Source organism: Sinomonas humi, assembly GCF_000802235.1.
GTDB lineage: Bacteria > Actinomycetota > Actinomycetes > Actinomycetales > Micrococcaceae > Sinomonas > Sinomonas humi.
In genome coordinates this window covers 1-15,120 of sequence record NZ_JTDL01000146.1, presented here as the reverse complement: position 1 = coordinate 15,120, position 15,120 = coordinate 1, and the positions used below count along the sequence as shown (strand labels likewise).

Annotated in this window: 12 protein-coding genes; 2 read left to right on the top strand and 10 right to left on the bottom strand. The window is 68.0% G+C overall.

All coding sequences use genetic code 11. The annotated features are described in order from the left end of the window. Positions 1-13: 13 nt before the first annotated feature. Genes LK10_RS18220 through glyA form a run of 7 tightly spaced genes read right to left on the bottom strand, consistent with a single transcriptional unit; the run spans position 14 to position 8,649 of the window. The gene (locus LK10_RS18220; RefSeq protein ID WP_043126921.1) at positions 14-1,390 is read right to left on the bottom strand and encodes an L-serine ammonia-lyase; all 1,377 of its coding nucleotides are present in this window, start codon (positions 1,388-1,390) and stop codon (positions 14-16) included. Between the two features lie 16 nt (positions 1,391-1,406). After that, the gene (gene purU / locus LK10_RS18215) at positions 1,407-2,246 is read right to left on the bottom strand and encodes a formyltetrahydrofolate deformylase (protein WP_043126917.1); all 840 of its coding nucleotides are present in this window, start codon (positions 2,244-2,246) and stop codon (positions 1,407-1,409) included. Further along, on the bottom strand, positions 2,233-2,892 hold the full coding sequence (locus tag LK10_RS18210; protein WP_052207557.1) for a sarcosine oxidase subunit gamma: 660 nt from the start codon (positions 2,890-2,892) through the stop codon (positions 2,233-2,235). Before LK10_RS18210 ends, purU begins: the two co-directional genes overlap by 14 nt. After that, positions 2,885-5,803 (bottom strand): sarcosine oxidase subunit alpha family protein, encoded by a 2,919-nt coding sequence (locus LK10_RS18205; RefSeq protein WP_043126915.1) that lies wholly within the window; start codon positions 5,801-5,803, stop codon positions 2,885-2,887. Before LK10_RS18205 ends, LK10_RS18210 begins: the two co-directional genes overlap by 8 nt. Continuing rightward, positions 5,800-6,090 (bottom strand): sarcosine oxidase subunit delta, encoded by a 291-nt coding sequence (locus tag LK10_RS18200; protein ID WP_043126912.1) that lies wholly within the window; start codon positions 6,088-6,090, stop codon positions 5,800-5,802. The genes LK10_RS18205 and LK10_RS18200 overlap by 4 nt, the downstream gene beginning before the upstream one ends. 40 nt (positions 6,091-6,130) lie before the next feature. Then, the gene (locus LK10_RS18195; RefSeq protein ID WP_043126909.1) at positions 6,131-7,348 is read right to left on the bottom strand and encodes a sarcosine oxidase subunit beta family protein; all 1,218 of its coding nucleotides are present in this window, start codon (positions 7,346-7,348) and stop codon (positions 6,131-6,133) included. Then, positions 7,348-8,649, bottom strand: a complete 1,302-nt coding sequence (glyA, locus tag LK10_RS18190) for a serine hydroxymethyltransferase (RefSeq protein ID WP_043126906.1) — start codon at positions 8,647-8,649, stop codon at positions 7,348-7,350. The genes LK10_RS18195 and glyA overlap by 1 nt, the downstream gene beginning before the upstream one ends. A gap of 128 nt (positions 8,650-8,777) precedes the next feature. Here glyA and LK10_RS18185 point away from each other — a divergent pair, with 128 nt between their 5' ends. Together LK10_RS18185 and LK10_RS18180 are read left to right on the top strand one after the other, a co-directional pair. Further along, positions 8,778-9,452, top strand: coding sequence for a GntR family transcriptional regulator (locus LK10_RS18185; RefSeq protein ID WP_043126905.1), 675 nt, complete (start codon positions 8,778-8,780; stop codon positions 9,450-9,452). 890 nt (positions 9,453-10,342) lie between these two features. Then, a complete protein-coding gene (locus LK10_RS18180) occupies positions 10,343-11,752 on the top strand; it encodes a recombinase family protein (protein WP_081998669.1) in 1,410 nt (469 codons plus the stop codon). Positions 11,753-11,913: 161 nt separating this feature from the next. Here the strand turns inward: LK10_RS18180 and LK10_RS18175 are convergent, their stop codons facing one another. From LK10_RS18175 to LK10_RS18165, 3 genes are all read right to left on the bottom strand, one after another. Further along, a complete protein-coding gene (locus tag LK10_RS18175) occupies positions 11,914-12,693 on the bottom strand; it encodes a rolling circle replication-associated protein (RefSeq protein ID WP_043126902.1) in 780 nt (259 codons plus the stop codon). Positions 12,694-13,244: 551 nt separating this feature from the next. Then, positions 13,245-14,342, bottom strand: coding sequence for a toll/interleukin-1 receptor domain-containing protein (locus LK10_RS18170; protein ID WP_043126899.1), 1,098 nt, complete (start codon positions 14,340-14,342; stop codon positions 13,245-13,247). 47 nt (positions 14,343-14,389) lie between these two features. Further along, positions 14,390-15,120: HNH endonuclease (locus LK10_RS18165; protein WP_043126895.1), on the bottom strand; the 731-nt coding region annotated here is incomplete at its 5' end.

The window sequence follows — 15,120 nt, the reverse complement described above, 5'->3', positions numbered from 1 at the left end:
GCAGAACTCCCCCTCAGCACTCGATGACGTTCACGGCGAGCCCGCCGCGTGATGTCTCCTTGTACTTGATCTTCATGTCCGCCCCGGTCTCGCGCATGGTCTTGATGGCCTTGTCGAGGGAGACCTTGTGGCTGCCATCCCCGCGCAGCGCGATCCGCGCGGCGTTGATGGCCTTGTTGCTCGCGACGGCGTTCCGCTCGATGCACGGAATCTGCACGAGGCCGCCCACCGGATCGCACGTCAGCCCGAGATTGTGCTCGATGCCGATCTCGGCAGCGTTCTCGACCTGCTCAGGCGTCCCGCCCAGGACCTCGCAGAGGCCGCCGGCCGCCATCGCACACGCCGAGCCCACCTCGCCCTGACACCCGACCTCGGCGCCCGAGATCGAGGCGTTCTCCTTGAACAGGATCCCCACGGCCGCCGCCGTGAGCAGGAAGCGCACGACGCCGTCGTCGTCCGCTCCGGGAACGAACGTCATGTAGTAGTGCAGGACGGCGGGAACGATCCCCGCCGCCCCGTTCGTCGGCGCGGTGACGATCCGACCGCCCGATGCGTTCTCCTCGTTGACCGCGAGCGCGAACAGGTTGACCCAGTCCATCGCTCGGATGGGGTCGGTCTGATCGTTCGCCGCCTCAAGGTCGGCGAGCAGCTTGGGCGCACGCCGCGGGACCTTGAGCCCCCCGGGGAGGAGCTTCTCGGTTCGCGTGCAGCCGTTGCGCACGCATTCCTGCATCACCGCCCAGATATGCAGGAGCTCGGCGCGGAGTTCCTCCTCAGTACGCCAGGACAGCTCGTTGGCGAGCATGATGTCGCTGACACGCTTGCCCTCGCGGCCGCAGTGGGCGAGCAGCTCCGCCCCCGTCGTGAACGGGTACGGCAGCGGCGTCGAGTCCTGGACGATCCGGTCCGCGCCGACCGCAGACTCGTCGACGACGAACCCGCCGCCCACCGAGTAGAAGGTGCCTTCCCGCAGAAGCTGCCCCGCGCCGTCGTACGCCCTGAAGACCATCCCATTGGGGTGAGCTGGGAGCGAACGCCTCCGGTGCATCACGACGTCCTCGCTTCGGGTGAACGCGATGTACCGCTCCCCCGCGAGCAGCAGCTTCCCCTCGGCCCCGGCCTGGGCCACACGGGCGTCGGCGGTGTCCGTGTCGACGGTCTCGGGCCGCTCGCCCTGAAGGCCTAGGATCACGGCTTTGTCCGAGCCGTGCCCGTGCCCGGTCGCACCCAGCGAGCCGAACAGCTCGGCCTGGACGCGTTCGACGGCGCCCAGCACCCCCGCAGCGCGCAGGCCATCCGTGAACAGGACCGCCGCCCGCATGGGCCCGACCGTGTGCGACGACGACGGGCCGATGCCCACGGAGAACATGTCGAGTGCGCTCAGTGCCATAACCGGCCTCCTTCCCTCAGCGGAGCACCACGGTGCGGTTGCCGTTCAGGATGACCCGCCCCTCGCAGTGCCAGCGCACCGCATTGCTGAGCGCCTTGCACTCGGCGTCTCGTCCGACGGCAACGAGGTCCTCGGGCGAGTGCGTGTGGTCGACCTCGATGACCTGCTGGGCGATGATCGGCCCCTCGTCGAGCTCGGCGTTGACGTAGTGCGCGGTCGCGCCCACCGTCTTGACCCCGCGCTCCCACGCCTGGTGGTACGGCTTCGCGCCCTTGAACGAGGGCAGGAACGAGTGGTGGATGTTGATCACACGGCCGGTCATGCGGGTCGCAAGCGCGTCGCTGAGCACCTGCATGTAGCGCGCAAGCACCACGAGCTCCACCCCGTAGCTGTCGACGAGGGCCAGGAGCTTTGCCTCCGCCTCGGGCTTGGACTCGGCGGTGACAGGGATGTGGTGGTACGGGATGCCGTGCCACTCGACCAGGCCGCGGTGGTCCTCGTGGTTGGACACGACCGCGACGATCTCGACAGGCAGCTCGCCGATCCGCGCCCGGAAGAGCAGGTCGTTGAGGCAGTGCCCGAACTTCGACACCATGAGCAGCACCCGGGTCTTCTCCCCCGCCGGCCGCAGCTGCCACGTCATCCTGAACTCGTGGGCGATCGGGCCGAACTCCGACTCGAGCCGACCGGGCGCCTCGAAGTGCACGCGCATGTAGAAGTGCCCGCCGCGCCGGTCGCCGTACTGCTTGATGTCGAGGATGTTGCAGCCGTGCTGGGCCAGGAAGCCCGAGACCGCGTACACGATCCCGGGCCTCTCCGGGCAGTCGAGGGTGAGGACGTACTCAGCGGGCGCCATGGAATTCACGCATCGCGTCAAGGAGCCAGCGGCCGAGGTAGTCGGCGAACGAGGCGCGCGGGAAGATCTCCCACGTCTCGCTCCCCGTCTTCCAGAGCAGGACGGGCACCGGCCCGAGCTGCGTGACGTACGCGGAGCCGACGGCGAACGCACGCGGGTGGAGATCGAGCGCGCAGCCCTTCTCGAGCACGTCGCGGGCCGCCTTCCCCGCAAGCTCGAACGTCGTGCGGTTTGCGGAGAGGTCGACGGCGGAGCCCGGGTCGGTGCCGAGCGCCTCGACCAAGCGGGCGGTCGCCTCAGCAGGGCCGACCGTGCTGCCCAAAGGGGAGACGACGAGGAACTCGTCCGGCCCGAGCCACAGGACAGAAGAGCCGGCTGCGACGGAATTGCCTAAACAGATGGCGACGCCCCCGCACCTGCCAGGCAGAGGCGTGCCGAGGAGCTCCTCGACCCGGCGGGCGGCGTCCGTGCCCGGGACGACCCGGAGGCCGACCATCGTGCGGAACGGCACCTCGCGCAGCGCGAGGCTGTGCGGGCCGGTCACCTCGGCCGCCGCGAACTGGGCGGCAAGGTGCTCGGCGGGGCTGCGGCGCAGCTCAGTGGCGCGCTGCTCAGTGATAGGGGCGATGAGGGTGTGCTCAGCCATCACGGCGCTTCCCTTCCGGGTCGTAGAGGACGGTGTCGGCGACGACGACGTCGACGAGCTGGTTGCCCACGGGGGCGACGAGGGTCTGGCCGATTCGGTTCCGGCCGTTCTTGATGAGGGCGAGCGCGAAGGAGCGCCCGAGCGCTGCCGAGTGGTAGCTCGACGTCACGTGGCCGAGCATCGGCACGGGGCCGTAGGCCGGGTTCACGCTGATCCCCGACTCGACGAGCTGGGTCCCCTCGGGGAGCCGGAACGCCGGGTCCACGGGCAGGAGCGAGACGAGGTGCTTGCGGTCGGTGCGCGCGCTGTCCGCACGGGAGTAGGAGCGCTTGCCGATGAAGTCCTTCGCCTTCGAGACGATCCACTCCATGCCGGCGTCCTGCGGGGTCACCGTCCCGTCGGTGTCCTGGCCGACGATCGGGTAGCCCTTCTCGGCGCGGAGCACGTGCATCGTCTCGGTGCCGTAGGGGGTGATGCCGAACTCCTCACCGGCCGCGAAGATGTCCTCCCAGACCTGCTGGCCGTACCAGCCGGAGACGTTGACCTCGAAGGCCAGCTCGCCGGAGAAGGAGATGCGGCAGACGCGGGCCGGGATGCCCGAGGCGAGGGTCGTCTCGCGGAACGTCATGAACGGGAACGCCTCGTTGTCGACATCGAGCTCCGGCGCGATCTTGGCGATGACCGCGCGGGACTTCGGGCCGACAACGGCGACCGTCGTCCACTGCTCGGTGACGGACGTGAAGTTCACGTCGAGCCCGGGCCACTCGGTCTGGTGCCACTCCTCGAGCCAGTCGAGGACGCGCGCGGCGCCGCCCGTCGTCGTCGTCATGAAGTAGCGGTTCTCCTCGACGCGGAGGGTGACGCCGTCGTCGAAGATCATCCCGTCCGGGGTGCACATGACGCCGTAGCGTGCCGAGCCTGGCGCGAGCTTCTTGAACGCGTTTGTGTAGATCCGGTTGAGGAACTCGCCCGCATCCTTGCCCCAGACCTCGATCTTGCCGAGGGTCGTCGCGTCCATCATGCCCACCGAGGTGCGGACCGCCGCGCACTCGCGGAGCACGGCGTCGTCCATCGCCTCGCCGGGCTGCGGGTAGTACCAAGGCCTCAGCCACTGGCCCACGATCTCGAACTCTGCGCCGTGCTCGACGTGCCACGGGTGGATCGACGTGAGGCGAGCCGGGTCGAAGAGCTCACCACGCTCGCGGCCGGCGAGGGCCGCGAAGGCCACCGGCGCGTACGGGGCCCGGTACGTCGTCGTGCCGATCTCGCCGGGGGTTGCCCCGTTGTTGAGCGCTGCCGCGATGACGCCGATGGCGTTGACGCCCGAGGTCTTGCCCTGGTCGTTCGCGGTGCTGATCGACGTGTACCGCTTGACGTGCTCGACGCTGCGCATCCCAGCACCGGTCGCGCGGAGGATGTCCTTGACGGTCTGGTCGCGCTGGAGGTCCACGAAGTGCTCGTCGAGCCCATCGAGACTGCCGTCCTCGCCCCGGACCACCCAGAGCGGGCGAGTCTTGCCGGTCACGTGCAAGGCGGTGCCGGCGACGGCGATCGCGTGCGCGCCGCCCTCGTTGACAAAGCCCGCGTTGAACCCCGCGACGGCGCCCGCGTTCGTGCCCTCGACGAGGCAGTCCTCGAGCGCGAAGCTGCCGCGGGCCGCACCGATAATCTGCTGGCCCTCGACGGCCCCCGACGGCACGAACGCCGCGAGGTCGTCGTCCCAGCGGATCTTGCCCTGACGCTGGCTGTGCAGGTGGACCACGGGGCTCCACCCGCCCGAGACCGCGACGAGATCGCAGGCGATCTCCTGGGTAGGCCCGGTGGGGGTCCCGTCGTCGTCAATCCGGCGAATCCGTGCGGAGGCGACGCGCGGGCTGCCGGCAGTGTCTACGACGGTCGCGCCGGAGAGCACGACGACGCCGGCCGACTTCGCTGCCTCGGCGGCGGAGGAGAGCTCGGGGCGGGCGTCCGCGACGGCGGCCACCTGGAGGCCCGCCCGGGTGAGCTCGGCGACGAGCGGGTACACGCTGTCGTTCGTCGTCGAGACGACGACGCGCGAGCCTGCCGCCACGCCGTAGCGGTTCAGGTAGGTGCGGACCGCGGAGGCAAGCATGACGCCCGGGCGGTCGTTGTTGCGAAAGACGATCGGACGCTCGTGGGCTCCCGTCGCGAGGACGACCTGCTGCGCACGGATGTGCCACAGCCGCTGCCGCGAGACGCCGTCGAACTCGGGGCCCCCAGCCTGCGCGCCAAGGTGATCGGTGCGGTTCTCGAGCGCGATGACGTAGTTGGAGTCGTAGCTGCCGAACGCGTTGGTGCGAGTCAGGACCGTGGCCTCCGGGGCGGCGTCGAGCTCTGCACGCACTGTGGCGACCCACTCGAGGGCCGGTGCTCCGGCTACCGTCGCCTCCTGCTCCGCGAGGAGCGATCCACCGAGCTCGGGCTGATCGTCGATAAGGATGACGCGCGCACCCGTGGCAGCGGCTTCGCGGGCCGCGGCGAGCCCGGCGGGGCCTGCGCCGACGACGAGGACGTCGGTGTGGACGTACTTCTTGTCGTAGACGGACGTGTCCTCTTCGGGGTCGAGCTGGCCGAGACCCGAGAGGTACTCGGCCTCGAGGCCTTCGACGAGCTCAACCGTCGTCGCCGGAAGCATCGACTCCGTGGTCGACTGGCCGGGCCGACGGAGCTTCACGAGCGCATTGGGCTCCTCGACGCCTGCGGCGACGATGCCGCGGGGCCGGTTCAAGTAGAGCGACGGCGCGGTCTCGATGACGCCGGCGGCCAGCAGCGCCGACGCGAGCGTGTCCCCCGGGTGCCCCGTGTAGGCGCGGCCGTCGACGGTGAACTCGAGCTCGGTCGAGCGGTCGACACGGCCGCCCTGGCGGAGGCGGAACGGTTGGCGGCTCATTTGGCTCCTCCTGTAACACTCGGCTGGGTCTCGCCCATGCGGTAGACCGCGGCGATGCGGTACGTAGCGGTATCGCGAACGGCGTTGAACCACTTCCGGCAACCGCTGGAGTGGACCCAGCGCTCTGCAAAGAGGCCCTTGGGGTTCTCGCGATAGAAGAGGTAGCGGCCCCATTCCTCGTCGGTGAGGGCGTTGGGGTCCTCCGGGTAGGCGACGTGGGCCTGACCGCCGTAGTGGAACTCGGTCTCGTCGCGGGGCCCGCAATTCGGGCAGCTGATGAGCAGCATCGCTGGCTCCTTCTGTAGGTCTAGCTGGGCGTCTGGGGGCTCAGTGGGCGACGGCGGCCGCGCCGTGCTCGTCGATGAGGGCGCCCGTGACGAAGCGCTCGAGGGAGAACGGGGCGTTGAGCGGGTGCGGCTCGCCTGTTGCGACCGTGTGCGCCATCGTCCAGCCCGCGCCCGGGGTGCCCTTGAAGCCGCCGGTGCCCCAGCCGCAGTTCACGTAGAGGTTCTCGATTGGGGACTTGCTCACGATGGGGGACGCGTCGAGCGTGACGTCGACGATGCCGCCCCATGTCCGGAGCAGGTGCGCCCTGGCGAAGATCGGGAAGAGCTCGACCGCGGCGGCCATCTGCTCCTCGATGACATGGAACGCACCCCGCTGGCCGTAGCCGTTGTACGAGTCGATGCCAGCGCCCATGACGAGCTCGCCCTTGTGAGCCTGAGAAACATACACGTGGACGTGGTTCGACATCACGACCGTCGGGTGCACGATCTCGTGGAGCTCCGAGACGAGCGCCTGGAGCGGGTGGGACTGGATCGGAAGGTCGAAGCCAGCCATCTTGGCCAGGACGCTCGAGTGGCCCGCAGCGCAGAGGGCGACCTTTCCGGTGTTGATCGTGCCGCGGTTCGTCTGGACGCCGACCACGCGGTTGCCGTCCTTGACGAAGCCCGTGACCTCGCAGTTCTGGATGAGGTCCACGCCGAGCTCGTCGGCCTTGCGGGCGAAGGCCCACGCCACGTGATCGTGCTTGGCAATGCCCGCTCGGGGCTGGAACGTGCCGCCGAGGACGGGGTAGCGGATCTTGTCGCTCGTGTTCAGGATCGGGCAGACTTCCTTGACCTGGTCGACGTCGAGCCACTCGGCGTCGACCCCGTTGAGCTTGTTCGCGCTCACGCGGCGGACCGACTCGCGCACGTCCTGAAGCGTGTGCGCGAGGTTGAGCACACCGCGCTGGCTGAACAGGAAGTCGTACTCGAGCTCCTCGGGAAGCTCCTCCCAGAGCTTGAGGGAGTGCTCGTAGATCGCTGCCGACTCGTCCCAGAGGTAGTTCGAGCGGATGATCGTCGTGTTGCGGGCCATGTTCCCGCCCGCGAGCCAGCCGCGCTCGAGCACGGCGATGTTGGTCATCCCGTGGTTCTTGGCGAGGTAGTACGCCGTGGCGAGCCCGTGGCCGCCGCCGCCGACGATGACGGCGTCGTAGGACGGCTTCGGGTCGGGATTGCGCCAGAGGAAGTCCGGGTGTTCCGGCAGGAGATCCGCCATCACTTGGCTCCGTTCGAGTCGTCCTGGGTCAGGTTCGGGTAAAGGGGATGCTTGTCGGCAAGGACTGCGACCCGGGTGCGCAGACCCGCGGCCACCTCGTCGTCGAAGTCTGCCTTCAGGGCGGTGGCGATGATGTCTGCGACCTCGCGGAACTCGGTCTCACCGAAGCCACGGGTTGCGAGAGCCGGTGTTCCGACGCGCAGCCCTGAGGAGACCATCGGCGGCCGAGGATCGAACGGGACGGCGTTGCGGTTGACTGTGATCCCGATCTTATGAAGGCGGTCCTCGCCCTGTTGGCCGTCGAGGTCGGAGTTTCGGAGGTCGACAAGGACCAAGTGCACATCTGTGCCGCCGTTGACGACCGAGACGCCGGAGGCTGCGACGTCGTCCTCAAGGAGGCGTTCGGCGATGATGCGTGCTCCTTGGAGTGTGCGCTCCTGACGGTCGCGGAAGGCTGGCTCTGCCGCGAACTTGAACGCGACGGCCTTCGCCGCGATCACATGCTCCAGCGGGCCCCCTTGCTGTCCGGGGAAGACCGCGGAGTTGACCTTCTTCGCGATGTCGGCCCGATTGGTGAGGATCACCCCGCCGCGCGGCCCGCCCAAGGTCTTGTGCGTCGTCGTCGTCACGATGTCCGCGTGCGGGACCGGGTTCGGGTGGAGCCCCGCGGCGACTAGTCCAGCGAAGTGCGCCATGTCCACCATCAGGTAGGCGCCGACGAGGTCTGCGATGCGCCGGAATTCCGCGAAGTCGAGCTGGCGCGAGTACGCGGACCAGCCGGCCACGATGAGCTTCGGCTTGTGCTCGAGGGCAAGGCGCTCGACCTCGGCCATGTCGATGAGGAAGTCCTTCGGGCTCACCTCGTAAGGCACTACCTTGTAGAGCTTGCCGGAGAAGTTGATCTTCATACCGTGCGTGAGGTGCCCCCCGTGGGCGAGCGAGAGGCCGAGGATGGTGTCGCCTGGGTCGAGCAGAGCGAACATTGCGGCGGCGTTGGCCTGTGCGCCGGAGTGGGGCTGGACGTTGGCGAACTCAGCGCCGAAGAGGGCCTTCACGCGGTCGATCGCGAGCTGTTCGATCACGTCGACGTTCTCGCAGCCGCCGTAGTAGCGCTTGCCGGGGTAGCCCTCGGCGTACTTGTTGGTCAGGACGGAGCCTTGGGCTTCCATGACGGCCGTCGGAGCGAAGTTCTCCGACGCGATCATCTCGAGTGTGCCCTGCTGGCGCTTGAGCTCCTCGTCGATGGCGGCCGCGACCTCGGGGTCCGCCTCGGCGAGGTGAGTGGTCAGGACGTTCACCATTGTGTCCTCTCTGCTGGTCGTTCAGACTTAGAACTAGTATGAGACTGATATATCAAAGCCTGAGCACGAGTATGATTGACGGTGAAGGGCATGTCAACCATCAGCTGCGGAAGAAGGGACCTCTGGGGATGACGGCGCAGGGAACACTGATAACCGGGGAGCATGGAGGAAACCTCTCGCTCGCCGAGCACGCCTACCAGCTCCTCAAAGACCGCCTCATCATGCTCGACATCCGGCCCGGGGAGCCCATCAACGATGGGCAGCTCGCCGCCGAGCTCGGCGTGGGGCGCACACCCGTCCGCGAAGCACTCAAACGGCTCGAGACGGATCACCTCGTGGTGTCATACCCTCGGCGGGGCACGTTCGCGACCATCGTCGACATCACTGAACTCGCTGCCATCTCGGAGATCCGCGAGCTCCTCGAACCGCTCGCCGCGCGCCGGGCAGCCGAGAATGCAGGCGCTGCGCTACGCGCGGAAATTCGGGCAAAGGCCGACGAGATCAGCAACGTCAGCCAAACCCAGCTGGACCAGACCAAGCTCATGCGGCTCGACCTCTCCGTGCACAGACTCATCTACCGCGCTGCCGGGAACGCGCATCTCGAAGACGTGCTGATCCGCTACGACAACCTCGCAACCCGCATCTGGTGCCTCGTGCTGGACCGCGTCCCTTCAGTCGCCGGCCATGTGAGCGAGCACGCCGACCTGTTGCGAGCGATTGCCGACGGCGACGCCGAGAAGGCGGGAAAGCTCGCCCTTGAGCACGTGACGGGATTCGAAAAGACGATCCGGACGGCGCTCTAGGCTGGGGCACACTGGCGGCGGCGCCTTGGCGGCGGCGCCCTGGGCAGCAAATGACCTGAAATGGGCGACGCCGTGGATTGGCGCTCAGCAGCATTTGAAACGCGAGCATGGAAGCTGAAAACGCGCGGTGGAGCGTGCGGTGCAGCAACGGTCGGGTCAGAACGGCGGGGGTTCGTCGCCATGCTGGGGCTTCACGCTTTCGGGCGGCGGGGCCGCCGGAGGGCCGCTCTGCGGGCTGGCACTCTGCCGGCTGGCACTCAGCGGGCTGGTAATCTGCCGGCTGGCACTCAGCGGGCTGGCACTCAGCGGGCTGGCACTCAGCGGGCTGGCACTCAGCGGGCTGGCACTCAGCGGGCTGGCACTCAGCGGGCTGGCACTCAGCGGGCTGGCACTCAGCGGGCTGGCACTCAGCGGGCTGGCACTCAGCGGGCTGGCACTCTGCGGGCTGGCACTCTGCGGGCTGGCACTCCCCGCTGAGTCTTCCGGCAGCGCCTCGCCACGCCCGGGTTCGCGGCGTCCTGACTCAGCGCACACCACGTCGCCGGCTCCTGTCTCACCGGGCACCAGATCCCCACGTTCTGTCCCACCGCGCCCACTGCGCGCGAAGTGGTCGGGTCCAGTCCCGTCGGGTGCGAAATCCCGCAGCGCTCCGACCCTTGGCGCTTCGACTCGGCCGGCAATCGCGCCCCGGCCGGGTTCGCTCACATGGGTCCGCCCGAGCGGGGAGCGCCAGCGGAGGGTGCCCTCGGGTTCGTAGGGACCTTCTGGTGGGTGGTGGCCGTCTGGTGGGAGGTGGCCGTCTGGTTGGTGGTGGTAGGTCCAGGCGTCGATGGATTTGAGGGCGTGGTGTTTTCGGCACAGGAGGGCGAGGTTACCGACACGTCGTTAGTATGACCCCCATACCGCCACCACGTTCCGCAGCCATCTACGCTCGCATCTCCTCGGACCAGACCGGGGAGGGCCTCGGGGTCCGGCGACAGCTGGAGGACTGCCGCAAGCTTGCTGCCGAGCGTGGCTGGACGGTGGGCGAGGAGTATGTGGACAACGATCTGAGCGCCTTCAAGGGCAAGGCCCGGCCCGAGTACCAGCGCATGCTGGCGGACCTCGCCTCGGGGCACCGGGACGGGGTGTTGATCTACAACCTCGACCGGCTCACCCGGATGCCGATGGAGCTGGAGCAGTTCGTCCAGCTGTGCGAAAGGGCCGGGGTCTCGCAGGTGGCGACCGTGACCGCTGATATCGACATGGGCAACGACGACGGGCTGTTCATGGCCCGGCTGCTGGCCGCGTTCGCTGCGAAGGAATCCGCCCGCAAGTCGGCGCGCATCCGGCGCAAGGCGCTCCAGCTGGCCGAGCAGGGCAAGCCCCACGGTGGCCCGCTTCGCCCGTTCGGGTTCGAGGAGGACAAGGTGGCCGTCCGCGCGGAGGAGGCGGAGGTCATCCGGACGCTCGTGGCCCGGTTCCTGGCCGGTGAGTCCGCGCGGTCATTGTGCACATGGCTGAACGAGGAAGGCATCACCACGGTCGCGGGCGGGCCGTGGATGACCACGACGCTCAGGCAGGTCCTGCGCTCCGGGCGCATCGCCGGGCTCCGGGAGCACAAGGGCGAGATCGTGGGAGACGCGGTGTGGGAGGCGATCGTCACTCCCGAGCAGCGCCAGCAGGTGCTGAACAGGATGGAGGCCAAGAGGGTCTCGGGCACCCGGTCCCCGCGGCGCTATCTCCTCTCGGGTCTGCTGCGTTGCGGCAAGTGCGGGAATCGGCTGTTCTCGTCGCTGCGGGTGGACACTCGCCGCTACGTGTGCCACTCGGGCCCGGACCATGGCGGCTGCGGACGCCTCACAATCGTGGCGGGACCGGTGGAGGAGTGGATCAGCGCCGCCGTTCTGCACCGGCTCGACACCCCCGAGCTCGCCGACGCCCTCGCCGGACGCCGCGCCGCCGACGAGCGGCAGGCCGAGCTGTGGGCAGCGCTTGAGGCAGACAAGGACCTCTTGCAGGAATTCGCCCTGATGGCCAGCTCGCGTGCGATCAGCACCGCCGAGTGGAAGACCGCGAGAGAACCCGTCGAGGCGCGCATCCGGCGAGCCGAGCAGCAGCTTGCGCACCTCAGTGGGACCAGCCAGCTCGAGGGCCTCGTGGGTGCGGGACGGGAGCTTCGGGAACGGTGGGACGGGCTGAACCTCGAGCGGCAGGCAGCCATCGTCAAGGCCGTCCTGGACTATGCGACCGTGGGTCCGGGGACGCGGGGAGCGCGGTCTCTGGACCCGTCCCGGCTCGTTCCCACGTGGCGGCTGTGAGCCCGGCGCGGTGCTCCGGCCGCTGCCGCGTCCGTCCGCTCCGCCGCCGTGCCCAGCAGCGTGCCGACACGGGAGAGGACTCCGGGGTCGGTCACCCGTACCGGGACCCCCTGTTCACGGCAGGACTCGGCCACCCACGCCGCCAGCTCCTCCGGAGACCATCAGGCACCCCACTGGGCCCAGATCGTCGGAGCCCCGGCCCAGTCCTGTGCGTCCGAGGAGGACCAGCGCCTCTCTGGGCGCGAGCCCAGGAACTGGGAGGCCTGCCCGAGCACCTCAGCAGCTGAGGTCCCACTCAGATGCAGGGACGCGGGCTGGAAGCCTTGGGCGACGTCGTAGCGGTGCCTCCCGAGGTCTCGGAACTGGGGGTCGGTGAAGGTCTTGGCGACGTACTTGGACAGGTAGCCGGCCGCGCGCCGCGCTTCGGAGAGCTTTCCCGACCCGACCGGCAGGTCCCCGAGAAGCTTGATGTGCACGAAGCCCCGGCCCCACGCCTTCTCGATCGCCGACTTCTTCACGTACCGGCCGATGGCGAAGTGCGCGTGCAGGCCGTGGCTCTTGTGCCACTCCGGCACCCACGCATAGGGGAAGGGGTCCCCGCCGAGATGCCCTCTCAGCGTCCGGAAGAACTCGCCAAGATGCCCCCGCAGGGCCTTAGGATCGCGGCACCCGTCCCCGGCGTAGGTGAGGGTCCCGAGACGGTTGAGCCGGTTGGCGGCGCAGTAGCGGCGAAGCTTGGACTTCGCGCGGCGCCCGCCCTCCGCTGCGGCACGAGCTGGGTCTGCGGCGGAGCCCTTCGGAACCCGCACCCGCTTGGGCTGATCGGAGGAGCGAAAACGCCCCGAGCCCTCGGCGGCATCTGGGTAGAGGATGAACGACCAGCCCGCGTCCGGGCGGGCGAGAGCGGAAAGCGACGGCGACAGAAGTGGCGCGGAAGGCATCGCAGAACCTCGGGGAGACGACTCGACATGGAATCGCTTAGGCCCCGGACTCACCGGAAGAAAGGACTATCTGGGAACACGCGGCCTAAGCATCCGGTCTCGCTCCGGATGGGCCCTTCGTGTCGTCTAACCCAATGAGCATTCCTGGACGCGGGCCTACCACGCTGCTCTGCTCCCCAGGAGAGCCACTCGCATTAGTTGTCTGTTTTTGGGGTCCTGGGCGGGTTCACCCCAGCGCCTCGCTGGACGCACCCCCATGATGGCACACGAACTACACCGCTGTCATTACCCCGGATCGACCGTCACCGCCCGTCGTGGTCACCTCTGTTTGGCCTTGGACGGCGGGAAGCATCGGGAGAAGGTCAAGTCCAACCGTCCGCTCCCGCTTCTGGCCGGGCCCGGCGGCAGGCCGCCTCGAAACGAGGCCTCCGCCATCCACGGCGACCCTCCCCGACCGCTGGCGTCTACCGTCCCCCCGGTCCATTCAGTCCCCCGAGTTATGTTGCTACTTCAAGTGAAGGGACGTGGGCGCCTTCGGCGCCCACGTCCGGCTAGAGCTTCTTCCAGCTTTGTGCTGTTTGGAGTGCATTACGGAGCGACTTGACTCCCTTGATCCCCGGCTGCACAGCCTTGCGAAGGCTGATATTCGCCAAAGACGCGAACTGAAGAACCCCGACGATTGAGTCGATCGTGTCGAGGGTTTCACTCATGTCATCTATGGATTTCAAGGGATCTAGCAAATTTCCAAGCGCTTCCCGGACTAAATCATGATTGATAGTTCTTGCTTCTTGAACGAAGGCCCGCAGTTGTGCATCAGCGCCCACGGTTTCCTTCTCGAAGCGGGTGGCCACGTCCGAAAGCTTGCTTGCGTAGCCCTTGATCTCCCCCGCTGCCTTGACCATGCGCGCTTGCTGTTGGGCTGGAGACAGAGCGGCCATATCTCCCTCCAACGCTCGGCTGCTTGCGGCGGCGAAGTCGTTCAAAGCCGCGCCTGACTCGGTCGTCAGCTTGGTTATCCGTTCAAAGGTTTCATTGAGTACGAAAAGGTCAGGCTCCTCTTCGGGGAGCTCGCCTGCTTCTTCCGACTCCAAGCGGTTCGCAGCCGACTGCTCCCGCTCAGCCATGGCGGCCTCAGAGCGAACCATCGCACTCTCAAGATCTGCAACCATCCGGTGAATCATCTTTTTCCAGGCGGGCGAATCATATCCTTCAAGCCACTCATTTTCGATATTTCGAAAATTTAGCTTTTCGATGATTTGCACTTCTTCTCGGGGGTCCTCTGCCGAGATCTTCGAGGCACCCGTGAGGATCGCCGGAAGGATCAGTTCGGTGACTCCCAGCTGCTTGGCGTTTTCATAGAAAGCAAGCAGCTCCTCTCGACACGGTTCGCTGAGGAAATATCGCATCGTGACGATTGGGATGAAAAATGTCGCGGATTCGATGCTTCCGCGAATCTTTGCGCGCCAGTCTTCGCCCCACCCAATTGACTCCCGGTCTAGGAATATCTTCAGACTCCGGCCGGTGGCCGCCGCGAACCGCCCTTCCAAATCCGACTTGAGCCGATCCACCACCTGATGGAACTGGTCATTGTCCGCTCGGGTATAGCTGATGAAGCACTGACTCTCAATGCTGAATTGATCAATCGACATGACTGAACCGTACACTTCATGACTGGTCCCATCACACTGAGGATGTATTAAGGAATGGCGAGGTTGTAGGGGTCGGTGGTGCCGCCGTCCTGCCATTCGGTGGTGTGGTCGGGTTCGCAGGCGTGGGCGGGGCGGGTGCAGCCGGGGAACCTGCATCCGCCGTCGCGGTGGGCGAGGTAGCGGCGCAGTGCCTTGGGCGGGCGGTAGGCCGTGCGCCCGACCCCCAGGGCGGCCCCGGTGTCCCAGTCGGTGAAGAGCCGGTCCCAGTTCGGGGCCAGGGCCGCGAGCCGGCGGGCCGTGGCCGCGTCGATCGGACCGTAGCCCTCCAGCTCCGCGGACCCCGACCCCACGGACCCCGACCCCACCGGCCCCACCCATCCCACAAGCCCCTCCGGGCCCGCAGGCTCTTGGGGGCGCTCGGGCTCTTGGGGACCCTCGGGCCTGTCCCCTTCGGCGAGGTCGCAGCCGAGAGCGTCGCAGCCCGTCTCCTCGTCGCGGGCCGGGCCGCCGGCCTGGCTGCTCTGGGCGGCCAAGAGGGTGCGGACGGGGATGGTGAGGGTGATGTGGGGTCGGAAGGGGCCGGGGAAGGCCTCGTCCGGGACGCCCAGGAGCCGGTGCACGAGCGCGTCGGCGCGCAGCTGGGACAGGGTCCGTTCCTCCGCCGCCGCAACGGACGCCGAGGACCCCGCCGCCCCGACGCCGGCGCCCGCGGCATCGGCGGGACCGCAACCGCCGCCGGCATCGCCGGGGCGGGGGTTGGCGGGGGGTGGGGGGGTGG